The sequence below is a fragment of the Bacteroides uniformis genome (assembly GCF_025147485.1).
Taxonomy (GTDB): Bacteria; Bacteroidota; Bacteroidia; order Bacteroidales; family Bacteroidaceae; genus Bacteroides; species Bacteroides uniformis.
In genome coordinates this window covers 2,404,130-2,421,502 of record NZ_CP102263.1, presented here as the reverse complement: position 1 = coordinate 2,421,502, position 17,373 = coordinate 2,404,130, and the positions used below count along the sequence as shown (strand labels likewise).

At 46.7% G+C, this 17,373-nt stretch carries 17 protein-coding genes, 1 tRNA gene and 3 pseudogenes; 16 read left to right on the top strand and 5 right to left on the bottom strand.

Annotation, left to right across the window (positions count from 1 at the left end; genetic code table 11):
* Positions 1–74: 74 nt before the first annotated feature.
* A tRNA-Phe gene (locus NQ510_RS09405) sits at positions 75–150 on the top strand.
* Between the two features lie 462 nt (positions 151–612).
* Positions 613–1,848 (top strand): site-specific integrase, encoded by a 1,236-nt coding sequence (locus NQ510_RS09400; RefSeq protein ID WP_005864602.1) that lies wholly within the window; start codon positions 613–615, stop codon positions 1,846–1,848.
* A 178-nt stretch (positions 1,849–2,026) separates the two neighbouring features.
* Here NQ510_RS09400 and NQ510_RS09395 read toward each other — a convergent pair whose 3' ends face one another.
* Positions 2,027–3,316 (bottom strand): IS1380-like element ISBvu1 family transposase, encoded by a 1,290-nt coding sequence (locus NQ510_RS09395; RefSeq protein WP_005640453.1) that lies wholly within the window; start codon positions 3,314–3,316, stop codon positions 2,027–2,029.
* 721 nt (positions 3,317–4,037) lie between these two features.
* Positions 4,038–5,405 carry a hypothetical protein gene (locus NQ510_RS09390; protein WP_005640468.1) on the bottom strand — a complete coding sequence of 456 codons (1,368 nt, stop codon included), beginning with the start codon at positions 5,403–5,405 and terminating at the stop codon, positions 4,038–4,040.
* 267 nt (positions 5,406–5,672) lie between these two features.
* On the opposite strand from NQ510_RS09390, the pseudogene NQ510_RS09385 reads away from it, so the two are divergent.
* Positions 5,673–6,854: pseudogene (locus NQ510_RS09385) on the top strand (IS1380-like element ISBvu1 family transposase); the annotation flags it as partial.
* Between the two features lie 97 nt (positions 6,855–6,951).
* On the opposite strand, the pseudogene NQ510_RS09380 reads toward NQ510_RS09385, so the two are convergent.
* Both NQ510_RS09380 and NQ510_RS09375 read right to left on the bottom strand, forming a co-directional pair.
* Positions 6,952–8,188 (bottom strand): annotated as a pseudogene (locus NQ510_RS09380) (IS4 family transposase).
* A gap of 512 nt (positions 8,189–8,700) precedes the next feature.
* Positions 8,701–9,108, bottom strand: coding sequence for a hypothetical protein (locus tag NQ510_RS09375; RefSeq protein WP_005828689.1), 408 nt, complete (start codon positions 9,106–9,108; stop codon positions 8,701–8,703).
* Between the two features lie 121 nt (positions 9,109–9,229).
* Between NQ510_RS09375 and NQ510_RS09370 the strand changes: the two genes are divergently transcribed.
* The 12 genes and pseudogenes from NQ510_RS09370 (at position 9,230) to NQ510_RS09315 (ending at position 16,289) form a co-directional block, all read left to right on the top strand.
* Positions 9,230–9,460, top strand: a complete 231-nt coding sequence (locus NQ510_RS09370) for a hypothetical protein (protein ID WP_229035968.1) — start codon at positions 9,230–9,232, stop codon at positions 9,458–9,460.
* A gap of 60 nt (positions 9,461–9,520) precedes the next feature.
* Positions 9,521–9,817: a hypothetical protein gene (locus NQ510_RS09365; RefSeq protein ID WP_005634950.1), complete on the top strand. Its 297-nt coding sequence runs from the start codon at positions 9,521–9,523 to the stop codon at positions 9,815–9,817.
* Positions 9,802–10,944 (top strand): hypothetical protein, encoded by a 1,143-nt coding sequence (locus NQ510_RS09360; RefSeq protein WP_007851204.1) that lies wholly within the window; start codon positions 9,802–9,804, stop codon positions 10,942–10,944. Before NQ510_RS09365 ends, NQ510_RS09360 begins: the two co-directional genes overlap by 16 nt.
* A 3-nt stretch (positions 10,945–10,947) precedes the next feature.
* Positions 10,948–11,835: a hypothetical protein gene (locus NQ510_RS09355; protein WP_005828696.1), complete on the top strand. Its 888-nt coding sequence runs from the start codon at positions 10,948–10,950 to the stop codon at positions 11,833–11,835.
* A gap of 69 nt (positions 11,836–11,904) precedes the next feature.
* Positions 11,905–12,156, top strand: coding sequence for a hypothetical protein (locus NQ510_RS09350; RefSeq protein ID WP_005634966.1), 252 nt, complete (start codon positions 11,905–11,907; stop codon positions 12,154–12,156).
* Between the two features lie 50 nt (positions 12,157–12,206).
* Positions 12,207–12,704 (top strand): annotated as a pseudogene (locus NQ510_RS09345) (DUF4313 domain-containing protein).
* A 47-nt stretch (positions 12,705–12,751) separates the two neighbouring features.
* Complete coding sequence (locus NQ510_RS09340) at positions 12,752–13,351, top strand: hypothetical protein (RefSeq protein WP_034525703.1); 600 nt, start codon at positions 12,752–12,754, stop codon at positions 13,349–13,351.
* Positions 13,348–13,647, top strand: a complete 300-nt coding sequence (locus NQ510_RS09335) for a hypothetical protein (RefSeq protein WP_005637786.1) — start codon at positions 13,348–13,350, stop codon at positions 13,645–13,647. The genes NQ510_RS09340 and NQ510_RS09335 overlap by 4 nt, the downstream gene beginning before the upstream one ends.
* On the top strand, positions 13,623–13,832 hold the full coding sequence (locus tag NQ510_RS09330) for a hypothetical protein (protein WP_005802673.1): 210 nt from the start codon (positions 13,623–13,625) through the stop codon (positions 13,830–13,832). The genes NQ510_RS09335 and NQ510_RS09330 overlap by 25 nt, the downstream gene beginning before the upstream one ends.
* Before the next feature lie 13 nt (positions 13,833–13,845).
* Positions 13,846–14,865, top strand: a complete 1,020-nt coding sequence (locus tag NQ510_RS09325; RefSeq protein ID WP_008778735.1) for an LPD29 domain-containing protein — start codon at positions 13,846–13,848, stop codon at positions 14,863–14,865.
* Between the two features lie 10 nt (positions 14,866–14,875).
* A complete protein-coding gene (locus NQ510_RS09320; protein WP_005636610.1) occupies positions 14,876–15,577 on the top strand; it encodes a hypothetical protein in 702 nt (233 codons plus the stop codon).
* 1 nt (position 15,578) lies between these two features.
* Positions 15,579–16,289, top strand: a complete 711-nt coding sequence (locus NQ510_RS09315; RefSeq protein WP_005840921.1) for a hypothetical protein — start codon at positions 15,579–15,581, stop codon at positions 16,287–16,289.
* 58 nt (positions 16,290–16,347) lie between these two features.
* Here the strand turns inward: NQ510_RS09315 and NQ510_RS09310 are convergent, their stop codons facing one another.
* The gene (locus NQ510_RS09310; RefSeq protein WP_005636608.1) at positions 16,348–16,692 is read right to left on the bottom strand and encodes a hypothetical protein; all 345 of its coding nucleotides are present in this window, start codon (positions 16,690–16,692) and stop codon (positions 16,348–16,350) included.
* A gap of 330 nt (positions 16,693–17,022) precedes the next feature.
* Here NQ510_RS09310 and NQ510_RS09305 point away from each other — a divergent pair, with 330 nt between their 5' ends.
* Positions 17,023–17,313, top strand: coding sequence for a DUF4120 family protein (locus NQ510_RS09305; RefSeq protein WP_005942846.1), 291 nt, complete (start codon positions 17,023–17,025; stop codon positions 17,311–17,313).
* Positions 17,314–17,373 lie beyond the last annotated feature (60 nt).

Below are 17,373 nucleotides of genomic sequence, written 5' to 3'. Positions count from 1 at the left end.
GCGTTTTTTATTATGAAAGCTATTGCATAGTCCAAAAGTTTCACTACCTTTGCAACCGCAAAAGAGATAAACATGGTGCCATAGCTCAGTTGGTAGAGCAAAGGACTGAAAATCCTTGTGTCCCCGGTTCGATTCCTGGTGGCACCACCAAAAAGCTTTTCAATTTTAGAAAACCCTTGAATTAGAGATAGTTCAAGGGTTCTTTTTTTACCCTCGCTACGCATTTCATTACATATTTGTGAAGTTGGATTTTGCCAGTTCAGTGGCTTTTTTTAAGGCTTTTGAAAAAGCCATAAATATGTATCATACTTCATTGTTTTTCAACTGTTTGACAATTTCAATCTCCGGTGTGAAAAAGTAATTTTGCACACATGACCGGATGGAGTTGAAAATGTGAAATAAATTTAAAAATTCGGTATTTCCCATCGGGATAAAAAAAGGAATCGAACCCGGGATACAAAAGGCAATTCGAACCTGATAAAAATGGGATTTTTATGGCTATTCCACAAGTCCCTCAAAAAAGCCACCGAATTTAACATTTCGTTTCACGTCCTCATGCCATCCGGTTTTGACGAAACAATTGGATGTAACACCTCTAAAAAAACAAAAGTGATGAAACAAGGAACAATGAACATTCTTTTTTTCGTGCTCAAAACGAAATTGTTGAAAAACGGTGAGGCCCCCGTACTGATGCGGATAACCATCAACGGGAGCTACGACGATGCCCGTATCCAAAGAAGCGTGCCTCTGAACTTATGGAATGCGGCCAAAGGATGCAGCAAGGGCAGGGACAGGGCATCCATCGCATTGAATACCTATATTGCGGAGTTACACGCACGTGCCCTCGAGAAACACAAGGAACTGGTATTGGAACAGGCCCTGATTACCCCGAAACTGATCCTGAAACGTGTTTTCGGGAAAGACACCGAAATGCGTACATTGCTCGGTACCATGCAGGATGGCATCAAGGAAATGGAAACACTGACAGGCATAGACTACTCTCCCGTTACGATCAACCGGTACAAGAACGTGGTGAAGAAATTGCAGCGGCTTATCCCCTCTTATTACGGCAAGGAGGATATCACCTTCCATGAGCTGACACCGGAGTTCATCCGCGCGTTTGACATTTACCTGAAAACGGAGGGGGGACTGTGCCGTAACACGATAGTCCGCTACATGAAATGTTTCAAGAAATTCACCAACATGGCATTGGCAAAGGAATGGATGCGTAAGAATCCCTTTTACGGTTACAAGATGGAACAGGACGAGACCGATCCGGTATTCCTGACCTACGACGAGTTGCAGGCCGTCATGAAAAAGAAATTCACCATCCCACGGCTCGAGCTGGTCAGGGACATATTTGTCTTCGCGTGCTTCACCGGTCTGGCGTTCTCCGATGTCGCCACTCTGAGTGGTGAAAACCTGGTACAGGACAATCTCGGTGACTGGTGGATAAGGAAAGGAAGGGTCAAGTTGGAACACCGCAGAAAAGCGTCTTCCATCAGCAACATCCCGCTGCTGCCCGTTCCACTGGCCATATTGGAGAAATACAGGGAACATCCGATCTGCGTAAAGAAAGGATGCTGCCTGCCTGTCATGTGCAACCAGAAAATGAACAGCTACCTCAAGGAAATCGCCGATTTCTGCGGCATAAAGAAAAATCTGACCACGCATGTGGCCAGGCACACTTTCGGGACCACCGTCACGCTCGCCAACAATGTACCCTTGCAGGACGTGTCCGTCATGCTCGGACATGCCTCCACACGCATGACGCAGCATTATGCGCGGGTCATGAACAGCAGCCTGAAAGAGGCGATGAACAATGTGAAGGAACGTCTGGAATGGTAAACCTAATTTCCGCAAGCGAATGAAATCAGAGATTGCCATGCATTTTTTAGTGAGTTTATTATCTTTACATTGTGTTTTAGTGAAACGAAGGTGCCAAAGGTCCACTCTTTTGCATAACTTCCCCTTACCCCATGAAGCGACTTGAGGCAATACGCATTACCCACCATTAGAATAAGGATTAGCCAAAATCCTGTTGAAAGGCTATTTTATACGCTGGATTCTCGGTATAGATGTTTAGCACGTACGTCCTTGAAGTCCTAATCCACTTTGCGGCAACCGAGATGTATTTGAAAACGAAAGTCTTAATACGACTCGATATGGATAGGCCAAAATCCTTAACGTTTAATTTTCGGATGATCGTTTTGTAGAAGTTCCTTATCAATGCAGTCATCAGCAGGTATACTGCATTTTCTGCCATGAATGACTTTGGCAAATGTTTCCATCCAAACCCGTTGTTCATGTCATCGAGGATTCTTTCCTTCCCACCGCGCAGGTTATAGAACTCTACGACATCCCTTATATCGGATTCGAAATCATTGGTAAGGATACACCGGTAGGTATATTCTCCTTCCCATAGCTCCCGTATGTCATCTGCTCTTCTTTGTCTTTGGATGACAAGACGGTATGGTTTCCCCTTCCATTTTTCTACGACAATCGAGTTCAACTCAAACCTGATCCCGTTGATTTCCTCAGCTTTCCATCCCCTGAGAGCGAACATGTCTTCATAAAAAGCGGAGCATCTGTTGGCTCTGATATAGAAGTACTTGCAATGGGCCTTGACGGTATCTACAATCTCTTCGGAGCACGACCCACAATCCATACGGGCTCTATTTATATGAATGCCGTTCCATTCCAGCCTGGTGAAGATTCTTTCCAATGTACACTGCTGACAGAACCGGACATTCGTGTTGCCATCCCGATTTTCAATGCCGACAATATGGTCACCTATAACGGCCACTCCCGGGCTGTATCCTGTGAACTTCTTGTATGTACGTTTGGCATCATACTTCTCCGTTTCAATGAACTGGTGGTCAAAATCCAGATCGTAACCCTGCTCCTGACATAATTCTCCGGTAGCAATGAGAGACTTGACCAACAATTCGGTCATTGTGTCAGCTGTATTGAAGTCATATGATTTACCTGAGTCTGGAGATGAATACGTTATGTTGTCTGTAGTCAGTTCTTTTATGGCGCGAAGAATCGTGTCTGCGCTGCAGGTTTTAAGTTTGGGATGCAGGGAAAGATGGGGCATGAGATGAGTGGATATGTCTTCAATGCACGAGCCGCCACAGAAGAATACGCACATGAGAGAACGGATGATTTCACTGTATTGGTAACCATAGGTTCTGCTACGCAGTCCTAATGTGGAGTCGATTACGTCCGATAAAAGAGCATCAAATTGCTCCATGATTGAAAATATTCCGCCAAAAGGTGTGATTGAATCGAATTTTATTTGTACTTTAGCCATGTCTGCTGAAGATTGGTTTGATTTTTACGCAACACGAAGTTAAGTAAATCTTCGAACATGACAAAGCACTGAGTAATATATTACTACTCACTGCTTTAAATTATTCTTGTACAAAAGTGTTGCGGAAATTAGGTTTATGTTGATAATAATCACTTTCTGATGCAGGAATTCCTACGGCTAATGCCACTTTATCCCAATTACATGAACCTATCCTGCCTGAAAACGGCTGCAAAAGTAACGATTTTCCACGAGCATCCAGCCAACAGTCTGTCACAAAAATAAGGGTGGATAGAAAGTGGATAGCATTAGAGTAGTCAGGCGGACAAAAGATATCCTAAACTATTTTCAACACACGTAATCAGCAATCAATCTTTATTCAGATCGTATAAAAAGAAGGATATAGAAAAAGATGGGCTGCAAATTTATAAAGAAGGTAAGCTCATTGCAGATGTATCCGTTCCTACGAATTTTAGAGTAATGGGATATATGGCACCCTATTATTATTCGTATATCATACCCAATATGGACGAGGAAGACAATTCATTAATGCTATATCGTTTTAGACTATAAGTGAAAGTCACAAAATAGGCTGAAAGCTCAGTGGTCTTCCTCGCCCATTTTGTCTCTTTTAACCCAATTCGGTCGTTAGAACGAATAAAAATAGTCAGTCGCTTTACTTTTCTCGTTCTAATGACTGATTGAGGTTTATCCGCTAAAAGCCCTACTTAGGCCACATATCTACTATAAATTCTTTATTCCAGGCATCTTTCTCCGCTAAAACATATTCCGTTTCCCACTTGCCTAACGAATATCCCACTATATGCAATTCGGCTCCTGTCTTACCGGCCAGCTTAAACTTGCCGCTGGTGTTGACCTTGAACTGATAGTCGGAACCCGTTACTACACTTGCAGACAGATCTGTTGAAACAGAAGGACCTACTTTAACGAAAGGACCTCCGCAATAGGCTATATTGACTTCCGTCTTGAAATATACACCCAGGCTTGCAGCCACTTCACCAGAGTAAGTGATGTTGGTTCGATCTACATAGCAGTTAAACGAATGGTTGTATTCTTTATAAAAGACCCAGCCTCTGTCTCTTGCATAGGAAGGACCCAGCTTAAAGGAAGAATCAAAAGTCATGGGCAGAGTTATGCCTATCGTGCCTTTTGCATGTGCATTACAGTCCATAGTTAAAGTGGGTATAACCATGACCGAAATGTGAATGGGACCTGCTATCGGGAATACAACTACAATAGGAGGATAATAGACTAATGGGACTTCACCGCCGCTTGATTTATCCTTCACATCCCATTCAACGAACAGAGGACCATCCAGTTTGTACTCACCTGTGAAGTAGCAATCAAAGTTACGTAATTTGAACCAGGAAATGTTGATGCCGATTTCAAGGTCTAATGCTGTGTGGGTCTGTACATCCTTCAGTCCAATGCGTAAGCCTTTTTCTTCGTATGAATAATTGGTTATTCCATCCTTGTTGAAAATATGCCATGTAGCTTCTTGGGCCAGCAGCTCTTCGGCTGTTGCATACTTTTTGCCATTGTCTTCTGTACCGCTGAAGATAACCACGCTGGGATGATAAACGCCGTCTTTGGAATAACGGTTCTTCAAGCCTTTCTCGCCGTAGTTAACATACAATTCCGTGCTCAGCTTGAAGTCGCCATGCTCTATCAGGTCTGCCAATGTACCTTGGGTTGTCGTCAGAATAGCATCCTTTCCGTTTGCCGATACATTTGATACCTTCCGAATGAAAGGTGGCGTGTCGATGCTGCGCCATATAGACAACACATCGTTCTTGTTTACCTTTGTCTTTATCTTATCCAGGTATGCCTGGCTCACACGAATCTGTGTTGTGTCAGCATTTAAGATCTCCACATCGTTCGGATTGATAAAATCAAAATAGTTGAGAGCTTGGGCATTTTCTGCAAGCTCAATTTCGCCTTTCTCAATAGGCGGATCGGGAGAAACATTGTTATCGTCATCGTTGTCACAAGATATTACCGTAAGTGATACGAAGAACAAGGCAAGAAAAGCAAACTTGCCCGATTTGAAAAAAGACCAATACTGCTTCATAAATGTGGATTATTTTACGCCTTCCAGGTTTCTTGGAAGAACCTGATAATACATGGAAGCGTGAAACCGGAACACCGCATTTTGAGTGGAGTCACAACAAAACAAGCATAACGCTTCCTCAATTGTTGATATACCTAATTTCCGCAACACTTTTGTACAAGAATAATTTAAAGCACTGAGTAGTAATGTATTACCCAGTGCTTTGTCATGTCAGAAGATTCACTTAACTTCGTGTTGCAATAAAAATCAAACCAATCTTCAGCAGACATGGCTAAAGTACAAATAAAATTCGATTCAATCACACCTTTTGGCGGAATATTTTCAATCATGGAGCAATTTGATGCTCTTTTATCGGACGTAATCGACTCCACATTAGGACTGCATAGCAGAACCTATGGTTACCAATACAGTGAAATCATCCGTTCTCTCATGTGCGTATTCTTCTGTGGCGGCTCGTGCATTGAAGACATATCCACTCATCTCATGCCCCATCTTTCCCTGCATCCCAAACTTAAAACCTGCAGCGCAGACACGATTCTTCGCGCCATAAAAGAACTGACTACAGACAACATAACGTATTCATCTCCAGACTCAGGTAAATCATATGACTTCAATACAGCTGACACAATGAACGAATTGTTGGTCAAGTCTCTCATTGCTACCGGAGAATTATGTCAGGAGCAGGGTTACGATCTGGATTTTGACCACCAGTTCATTGAAACGGAGAAGTATGATGCCAAACGTACATACAAGAAGTTCACAGGATACAGCCCGGGAGTGGCCGTTATAGGTGACCATATTGTCGGCATTGAAAATCGGGATGGCAACACGAATGTCCGGTTCTGCCAGCAGTGTACATTGGAAAGAATCTTCACCAGGCTGGAATGTAACGGCATTCATATAAATAGAGCTCGTATGGATTGTGGGTCGTGCTCCGAAGAGATTGTAGATACCGTCAAGGCCCATTGCAAGTACTTCTATATCAGAGCCAACAGATGCTCCGCTTTTTACGATGACATGTTCGCCCTCAGGGGATGGAAGGCTGAGGAGATCAACGGAATCAGGTTCGAGCTGAATTCGATTGTCGTAGAAAAGTGGAAGGGGAAACCATACCGTCTTGTCATCCAAAGACAAAGAAGAACAGATGACATACGGGAGCTATGGGAAGGAGAATATACCTACCGGTGTATCCTTACCAATGATTTCGAATCCGACATAAGGGATGTCGTAGAGTTCTATAACCTGTGCGGTGGGAAGGAAAGAATCCTCGATGACATGAACAACGGGTTTGGATGGAAACATTTGCCAAAGTCATTCATGGCAGAAAATGCAGTATACCTGCTGATGACTGCATTGATAAGGAACTTCTACAAAACAATCATCCGAAAATTAAACGTTAAGGATTTTGGCCTATCCATATCGAGTCGTATTAAGACTTTCGTTTTCAAATCATTGCTGTCCGCTAAAGTTTAGTGTAGTACGATTCGCCTACCCGCAGTGTCACTTGATAGGCATTGCGGGTGTTTGTTTTGTCTGGTAAGCCCCTCTATCCAAAGAGCAGGAGTTCCTTGGGTGGCGATTCTGCCTCGGCTACCAGTTTTGACCAGTCTTTGTCGGGTTCTTCGAGGAAGGTGTAGAGGTTGACGTAATACATTAACATGATTCTGACCATTGTTGCCAATCCCGAGAAGCTCCAGCTGCGTTTGATGCGTTTCTTCAGCACCATCAGTAGAAGGTTGGCGATGAGGGTTATCCATATCTGGATTTTGATGGCATTGGCGCTTTCGCCGTAAAAGTACCGAAGGGGGAAGTTCTGCTTTATCTGCTTGAACAACAGCTCTATCTCCCAGCGTTTCCGGTAGATTGCCACAATATCCTCGGCGCTCATCTCCATGTCGTTTGTGAGGAGGGATATGAGCTTGGCCCCTCTTTTCTTTTGGTCGACGTAGGTGACTATGCGTGCATGGTGCTTTATATCGTCGCCATCTTTGACCTTCTTCGTGAATGTCACATGGCGTTCCCGAAGTGCCATCAACCCACTTTCTGTCATGTATATCGGTATCAGCAGAAACCTCATAGACAAGATTCTTCTTCATCTTGGTGACATATATGACACCTGCCCGGCTCAGCTCCTCGAACTTGGCGTAATCGATGTAGGCCCTGTCCAGGGCAACGATGTCTCCGCTTGTGTAATTTGACGGCTTGAGCATGAAACTGTCATTAGTGGCGGCAGATGTGAACCTGATATCTGAAGAAACTCCCTCGTTTGCATGGATATTGGTGTGGACCTTTATGCCGCCTTTCTTCTTCCCCGTCTTCGGATGGCGTCCGACTCCCGTGAAGATAAGGTTGGAGAACAGGCTGATTGTCGTCGAATCGATAATCTGCAGCCGGTTTATCCAACTGGAAGATGGATTGTTTCGGCTGTCCGATGAAAGTTCGTTGCGGTATGTCTTGTACAGGTCGCGATAGATTGCCTCAAAGATTCCCTCTGACCTGCGTGCATTTGCGTCAGACAGAGTACTGCGCCGGGGCATCATGCTTATCCCAAGATGGGCAAGCTTTCTCGCTTCAGGGAACATCGAGTCCGTGATTTCCCGCAGCGAATCGAACCGTTTGATCACGGCATACAACATTATCAGCAGATGCTGCCAGGCGTCAAAGTGTTTGACATACCGTTCGCCGCCCTTTTCTTGACTGATTTGGAGAATTTTTGACTTGTCCAGCAAATTTATCAGCTGACCATATGCCGGCTGTCCGTTGAAATGACTACCTTTGTTCATCGTTATTGATTTATTTTTTAGCAGAAACAAAGGTAACGAAAAAGGCTGGACCTCCGAGAGGGGATTCAGCCTTGTATTTTTGATTCGGTCAAACTTTTACCGGACACCAATATTTTCAAATACATCTCGATTGCCGCAAAGTGGATTAGGACTTCAAGGACGTACGTGCTAAACATCTATACCGAGAATCCAGCGTATAAAATAGCCTTTCAACAGGATTTTGGCTAATCCTTATTCTAATGGTGGGTAATGCGTATTGCCTCAAGTCGCTTCATGGGGTAAGGGGAAGTTATGCAAAAGAGTGGACCTTTGGCACCTTCGTTTCACTAAAACACAATGTAAAGATAATAAACTCACTAAAAAATGCATGGCAATCTCTGATTTCATTCGCTTGCGGAAATTAGGGTAAATATGCAACCGGCCCGTCATTGAAGGTATCTGAAAAGGATACCTTCTTTTTGTTATACTGTCTGTTATCCATTTTCTCTGGAAAACATCTTTGATCTTCATAATCATCCTACGCTGGCGAAATAATTCATCATGGACACTACATATCCAAGTAACGGTATCAGTACACCGATTACATATACCATAGCGTACCCCAAAAGGACGAGAGGTAATATTTTACGGTAAAGACCGGCGATAACAAGAAATATAAACAAAGAACAAGAACCATAAACTCCTATTTGAAAACCGGGCATCAATTCATAAACGGGTACGGGCTCGGGGTTAAGCATGGCTCCGGCCACAATGGAATAAAGACTTGCCAACAATATAAATAATGTATACAGGCAGCTCTTAAAAATCCCGGGATCGTTTCTTTTACAATAGAGAATTGTTTGGATATCACTCCTAAGAAACTCAATACCCAGCAAGAGAGCTACCATGACACCCGTATCAAAAGCAGAGAATATATTCATTTCAATCAATCACCTTTGACGCGAAGACATGTATTTATTCCGGAATGCCACGCCTTCGCTTGTTTTACGATATGATATTGATATCCGATAGTTTGGAAAATATTTGAAAAACCTTCGTTGTATGCTTTTAAATTTGCTCATTATACTTATTACATGTTGTATCCGACAAATTGAAAATCCCAGCCATTCTTTCAATTTCTTACCTGCAAATATAGCCCTTTGCCGGGTTGATTGCGCAAGGCGGCCCCTTTCAGGGGCTGGTTGGCTAAAAGAAAATCATCCTCGCTTCGCTGCGGTATTTTCTTTTGCCAAGCCTTGCGCAATCCCCGGCAAAGGACAGTCCGGCAAGTAAGAAACCGAAAAACCGGCTCCACGGAGCCGATCATGTCAAACAAACTAAAAAAATGAAGGTATGAACAGAGAGACAACAAGCAAAGTCCACAAAGGACAGCAGGGTGCCAATCCGAAAATGAGAATGTTGGTTTATCGGGAAAGGAGCTATCCCGCACGGAAGGTGCAAGGCAGGGACGGAAGCTATACGGTTGCCGCAGACAGCCTGGTGCCGGAACTGCTGGACGGCATCAGAAGCCTTGACCCGGCAGCTTTCAAGCTGGACGAGGAAATCGCCTGCTATTGCTCGGACGAGGAAATCCAAAAACTGGCGGACGAAGAACTGGTAGAAATAATTTATGAATGGCAACGGTTATGACTGAAACAACAACAGCAAAGGTCCGGGAAGAACAAGTAACGGGCCTTACCGCAGAGAATGCGCACCGGGTCACGATGATCCGGGAAAAGGGTACGGACCATCCTCCCGTACCGTTCCATTTCAGAAAGGAGCATCATGGAACGGGCAACTATGTACACCTGTACGGAAATCCGGAAGATCGGAATGAATTGCATTCCAGGGACTTCAAAGACTGGGAAGCCGTAGCGTTCAAACATCCTGGCTATCTGGAGGATATGTGGAAACAGGCTTGCGACGCATACGCCTGGAGTTCCTTCGACCCGGAGATTCGTGGCGAGACGGACATCATGATTTACGGGGAGGAGCTGCACAACGACCTGCAACTCATGCAGGAAGAGGAACGGGATACATACATCGCCGCCTACCGGAAAAAGCTATCCGCCCAGCTCTCGGCCCTCTCACGCTGCGCCAACCCGATGGTGACGGGACGAGGCGGATTTGATTACCACAGGCAGGAGAATACGAACAGAAGCTATCAGAACCGCTACGAGGAGTTCCGCAATTGGCGGCAAAAGGTTCTTGAAGCCGTCAGACGAAAAAAGGAAGCCGCACGACCGGAGGAAGAAAAACTGGAAAAGGCATGGCAGACGCTCAAACGCGACATCAAGAGCAGCGCCGACACCATCCACGGGATTGACACCGGACAATGCCGGGGTTATAACCGTGCCCTGTTCGTCAGCAGCATCCTGAACAAGGTATCCACCTTCGCCAATCACGGGGAAGTGGAAATCGTCCGCAGGGCCGTGGACTTCATTTCCGAATATAACGCAAGGCTAAGGAAACCCGTCATCACCCCGAGAAACAAATTCTTCCAATTGCCGGAACTTGCGGAACGGATGCGCGAAAGGCTGAAAGCGGTGCAAAGCCGGGAAAACAAGGAAGTGCCGTTCGAGGGCGGGACACTTGTATGGAACTATGGGGAAGACCGCCTTCAGATCCTGTTTGACAGGATTCCCGAAGACAACAGACGAAAGGAACTGAAATCCTCCGGATTCCGCTGGTCACCCAGAAACAAGGCATGGCAACGGCAGCTCACCTCCAATGCCCTCAGTGCCGCCAAGAGAGTGTTGAACCTTCAAAACATCTGAACCATGAATAACGACAAACTGAAATTCGTAGTCGATTCACGCAGTTTTGACGGCAGCTGCGTGACCACCATGTCTGACGGAATACACGGCGACTACCATCATGAGACACTGGAGGAACTGAGGGACAGGGAAAAGAACCCGTACCTCACAGCCGTGTCCGGAAATACCGTCCGCAAGATGATACGCATCCACCTGCAATCCCTCTGCGCCCCGTTCAGTGAGATTACGGAAGAAAGATATTTCGACTACATGGATGTCTTGCCCCCCATCCGCCATACCCGGAATTTCTTTTTCCTGGGAGAGCCTTATCATGCGGACATCTACCGGTTCTGCTTCCGGGCGGGCGGACGCTACTTCACGGGACTCCGCTCCGTTACCACGCCAAGAAAGGAACTGGAACGGCAGATGGACAACCATTACCGGAACATTACCTTCAAAGGAGACATCCTGAAAGAAAAGCCGATGGTCATCTCTGACCACGCACGGCATGCCTCTATAATTATAGTTCCTTATCTGTTTCTTGACATAAATGGCGAGAAGAAGTTCATCTGCAACCTGATGAGAGGAACGGACGAATCGTCAGGCAGGGATGTAAGGCTGGAAACCGCCAAAATCCTGCGAAGCCTGCGCCGTCATCATTTCCTCTACTTCTCCGGCTATGAGGGAAACGACGATATGGACAAGTTCCTAGGCGAAGTGATGAAGAAAAAGCACACCCTGCTGGCAAACGGCAACTTCCTCCAATATCCCGTGAACCGGGAGTCCGTGTCTTTTACCGGAACGGTCAGGGAAACAGGCGAGCCGTTCTTCTTCCGGATTTACGACAGGGAGCTGTTCCTGCACCTGTTGTACGTCCTGAGAGGCATCAAAAGGGAAAAAGCTAAAATATAACGTGACACATAACGACGGTATGGTGACTGTCTTTCCGACCCGTCACCATACTAAAAAAACAATGAAATCATGAGAACTGTGACCGAAGAATCGTTGCGACGCAGGCTGGCCCGTCTGGAGTCGGCCCTGGAAAGCGAAAAGGCACGCCTGAGAAAAGTATGCGGCGGCATCCCCTGGGGAGCCGGGATGAGGCGTACCAAATGTACCCCCTCATTCCGAAGGGAGGACGAACTGATTGGGAAAATCAAGGCGGTGAGACAGCAACTCTCCCAAATGTCCGCAGGCGGTGACAATCACACGTTTAAAGAAACAGGCAGGTGAATGCCGGCCAATTAACTTGCAAGTCAATAATTTTAAAACCAGTTACGAATATGAACACCCGATTGGCTATAATCCGTTCAGAGGGAAAAGAACATCTCTGCTACCGGGAAGAGGAATGTTTTGTCGATGTATCCTATCCGATGGTGACATTTACCAAAGGGGAGGATGATTTTGAAATTGCCAAATGCGACCATCCGTCCATGGAAGAGACTTTCCTGTATCAGGAAAGCCGTCTCTCAATCGTGATTGAAATGTACCATAACGGCTGGCCGGCATTGTCTCTGAAAGATCCCGTGACCCATGAGATATACACGGTCCTGACGGTCAACTTAGAAGATAAGGCGGCATTCTCACTGCCTGACAGGGCATTCGTGGACATCAACAACAATCCTGATGCCATGGAGTTCCTTCTGTCTAACAAATTGGCTGAGGATACAGGTTATAGACGTCAGAGCGGCTGAGTAAGCTACCCGATGGTCACACTTAACCTTCCGACGTTTTACAGGCTTGACCCACATGCCTTTAGCGCAATATTGAATATCCGGTAATCCTTCCGGGCAATGAATCTGGTATCAACAATCAAATGGAAAGAATCATGAAAAGATATGACATAAGAGTAAGGTATTCCTTCGAGGGCACTTACACGGTAGCGGCAGAAGACCGCGATGAAGCAAAAAGAATGGTAAATGACGATTGCGGTCTTGTTTTGGGCGGCGATATCCACACGACACGCGATGACGATGAAGTGTTGGACTGGGATTTCTGTATCCATCCCGACACGCAGATTCTCTCCTTGCAGGAAAGAGGCGGAAAAGGAAGTTTACCGTCAGAAGCCGTTGATTTCAGCGGCAGGATCAAGGAACTGCGGGGGGACATCATCGACGCGATACGGCAGTTGCTCCATGCTCACTGCGTGAAAGAAATTCGTCTTCCGGAAGAGGATTATGATCCGGTCTGGGTGATATGGTTTGGCAAGAACGGAGAACCATATGAATGCAGGGTGACAGGACTCCGGGTAACGGCGGACAGCCTGACCGTCCTTGCCGAAGAGAAAGAAAGCGGTGACGAGGTGCAGTGTCACAGCCCGTTTGAACTCGGCGCGAAGAACATAGACTGGCTTCATGAGATGTATGAGGCTGTGTGGCATCAACTGAGAGAAACAAACAATGTAGAATCACAAATAGAAGAACCATGAAATATCAAGCGGAAAATACCGTCTCCAGTTTCTTCTACTACATGTGGAACGCCTGGAGCGAGGAGGAATGCAAAACCGTGTATGGCGGCATGTACCCGCATTTCTGGGAAAAATGGTGCGTGGCGACAGACAAGGGCACATTCGGCGCGGCGGAACGGTTCTATCTGGAACTTTCGGAAGACAACCGCAGGCTTTTGGTGGAACGGGCCGTCTCGATATACGACGGACGAGGCCTCAGAAACAGGAACAGAAACATAAAAAATCAAACAGCATGCAGGGAAACATTATCAGTCTGATCTGCAACTCATGCGGTTGCGGTCAAACGGAAGCACAGGAATACCTGGACTCCGAAATCCGGTACCTGCGCGAATTGCAGGAGGCGGACGACCTGAGAGAAGATGACATGGAAACGGCCTGTCTCAACCTCGGTCTTGACCTTGACTACCGGGAATATTTTATCAACCGCCTCGCAGGGGCATAAAAAACTTATGGCTATGACTTATTTTCAGAACATACACTCTCTGGCGGACTTGAAGAAAGAATACCGCCGGCTGGCATTGGAGCACCACCCGGACAAGGGTGGTGACACCGCAATCATGCAACAGGTGAACACCGAGTTTGGAAGGCTTTTTGAGGCTTGGAAAGAAAAACCGGATATTCCCTCGACCTCAACCGGATATGAATATGACTATCCGGGAGCCACGGCAAAGGAATACACCAAGTATGTGTATAACGAATACCGCTGGAAAGGCCGCAATTACAAGGGGCAGCACGCTCCTGAAATCGTGGGACTGGTACGGGCATGGCTCAAGGAGACCTATCCGGGATACAAGTTCTCTGTCAGACGGGAGAATTGCCACTCCATCCATATCCGGTTGATGAAAGCGGATTTCGAGGCGTTCACCAAAGAGTCCGGAAAAGTTCAAGGCGATGTCAACCACCATCATATCCATTCAGACAAATCCTTGACGGACAGGGCAAAGGATGTAATGGTGAATATCTGCGATTTCATCATGTCGTACAATTTCGATGACAGCGACCCCATGACGGACTATTTTCACACCAACTTTTACCTGACGCTCGGAATCGGAAGTTACAAACAGCCGTACAAGGTGGAACCGCCCAAACTCGGCAGCAAAGACAAGCCGGAGATATTCAAGCATCCGGAAGGTCCGGCACACGAGGCAATGCGCCGGGCATTGGGCAAAGCGCGTTTCGGCTTCATCGAAAGCCGGAAGTATGCCGGGGAAATAATTCTGGGGGAAGACTGTTTCGGCTCACGGGGCGAAGTCTATTTTTGGCCGAAGGAATATTCAAGCGCAAAAATGGCCCAAAAACGCATCGACAAACTGGAGGAAGCCGGAATAAGGTGCGAACTCACCGGCTATAACGGAGGATACATCCGCCTGCTCGGATACACCCCTGAGATGAGAAATTCCCTGGAACGGGAACGTCAGGAGTATGCCGCCGCGTATCAGGCATGGTACTCAAAACAGAATTTAAAAACAATCTGATTCAGAAATTATGGATACAAACAATTTGGACAAGTGGTGGTACGGACTTCCGGAAAACACCAGACAGGCTATAGGAAACGATGGGATATGGGAAAAACTGGATATGCCGTCCCGTTCGGCGCTACACCGGTATTCCCGGCTTAGAATTTACGGAACGGCAAAGGACAGGGATGAGGAACGCACGCTGCTCAATGAAATCGCGTGCGGACTGGGCGACCTTGCCCTTGTCCGTAAAAACGGCATCGCTTTGGAGAAAATGTGCAACGGGAACGGGGAATTTTACGATGAATACCAGGAACAGTTCGACATATTATATGACAATTACGGACATACAATAGAAAATATAAGCTGGCCGGACTGGATCGGACATACAATTCCGACAAACAGGGAACTGGTCCGGTTATTGGAACATCACGGTTACAAGCGTATGGAAATCGATACCGACAGAAGAATCCCGAAAACTTTCTATGTTTTCCGTCGTGGGTTGCACATCAACGCAAGCGAGGACTTGTCTTACCACATCGTACCGCAACAGGACAGTTTCGGACTGGGGCGTTTTGCGGTATGCGCTACCAAAGACGGTGAAAGCTCCCAGCTGGGAACTGACTGTGCCCGGCTCTTTTTGAGGCGCTTCCTTGCCTTCCTGAAGGGTGAAAGAAGCGGGAAAGAGATTATAGATGAAATATGCAACAACCGACAAACTGAACGATAGTATGAAAGCAAAAGTATTCAAGTACAGGTCTGACGGGAATACCGTCGTGGCTCCTTATATGGAACTGGAACCGTACGCCGAGAATGTATATCTCTCCCTGTCTAGAAAGAACGAATATGGGAATGAGGACGATGACTGTTTCCATGTGGTCTGCCGGATTGAAAACGTTTATTTCTCCAGCGGGCAGTATTCACGCCGGTTCCTCAACGGAGAAAACCGCAGGGACGAAACTGCCGCCTATTGCAGGAACTGGATCGCGGATACGCTTCAGGGCGCGGAAAGAGGAGCCTTTGTCAGGTTGATCTCCGTCCGCGTGTTCGAGGCTCTCGGACTTGACACCACCCCCCTGGTGCAAGCCCGTGAGGCATACAAAAGGAGGCAGGAACAGAAACGCAGGGAACAGGAGGAGAAAGAGGCGGAAGAGCGCAGAGCGCGGGAAGAGCAATATCAGCGGCTGCTCGATGAACAGAAACAGAAATTCCTGGACGGGGAACGGATCACGGGAGGAATGTTCCTTGAAATCACCGGAAGGGACGGTTTTGACATCCATATCAGAACCAAAGGGACATTCAACAGGCATGTAAGAGGCATTGACAGGAACGGAACCGTCAGTTACCGGAAAATCAAAGGTCTCCGGACTCCGGACTTTACCGGATGCCATAAGGCCGTGGGCGATTATCTTGCATTTATAACAACAAGAAAGGGCAAATAATAAAACCTGGCGGTAACGGCGTGCTCCATGCGGCTGTTACCGTTGCCGGCTTCCGGACTCACAACTTACGGTTCAGCGCCATCGCCAACGGAAACATAAACCGGTTATAGGCCTTGAGCTTTTGCAAATTCAGCGCATATCCGGCATAGGGGCTGGTCAGATCGGTATAGAAGAATACATCGGTAAATCCCGCGTGTTCCTCCACAATTTCACCATCCAACGGAATCTCCTCCACATTGAACCGCTCCAGAGGCAGCTCTTCCAGACGGGCATGCTCCGCATTGCCCAATACGTTCAGGTTGCGGTTAAACAGCACGAATCCTTTCTTCCTGTAATCCACACGCATACCATACGGACGCTCCACAAGGAAAGCATCCGCCGCTTTCTTTATATAGTTTTCCATGATCCTGAAATTAGAAACTGCAAAAATACACCATTTGTCCGGCAATGGCGAACAAATCAGGAAGATTATCTCCGGAAGCCATACAAGATCCCGCAACAAGGAACAACCGCATATTTTATTTCCCACCCTGCAAAGGTAGTCCCGTGTCCTGTGTACCCGTACAAGGTCAGGCCCCTGCGGGGTTGGCTGAAAGAAAATCATCCTCGCTTCGCTGCGGTATTTTCTTTCGCCAAACCTTGCGGGTACGGCCACGGGACTGTCAGGCAGGCGAGAAATAAAAATACCGGCTCCCGGAGCCGGACGTGTTTAACAGATAAAAATACAAAAGTCATGAAAATCCTGAATGAAGAACATTTCGAGAATGTAAGGCGCTATGCCGAATCCATCGGTGACACCTCGCTCCAAAAATGTCTGGAACGGTTGAAAAGCTGGGAAGAAAACCCTGACTGTCCCTGCGAAATCTCACTCTACTACGACCATGCCCCGTACTCGTTCGGCTTTACACAGCGCTATCCCGACGGAAGGACAGGTATCGTGGGAGGTCTGCTCTATCATGGAATACCTGACAGATCGTTTGCCGTAACATTGCAGCCGTTCCACGGATGGCAGATACATACCTGAAAAACATGAGACTCGACAATGACCGAAAAGCAGACTTCAGAACAGAGAATCCGAGGTCTG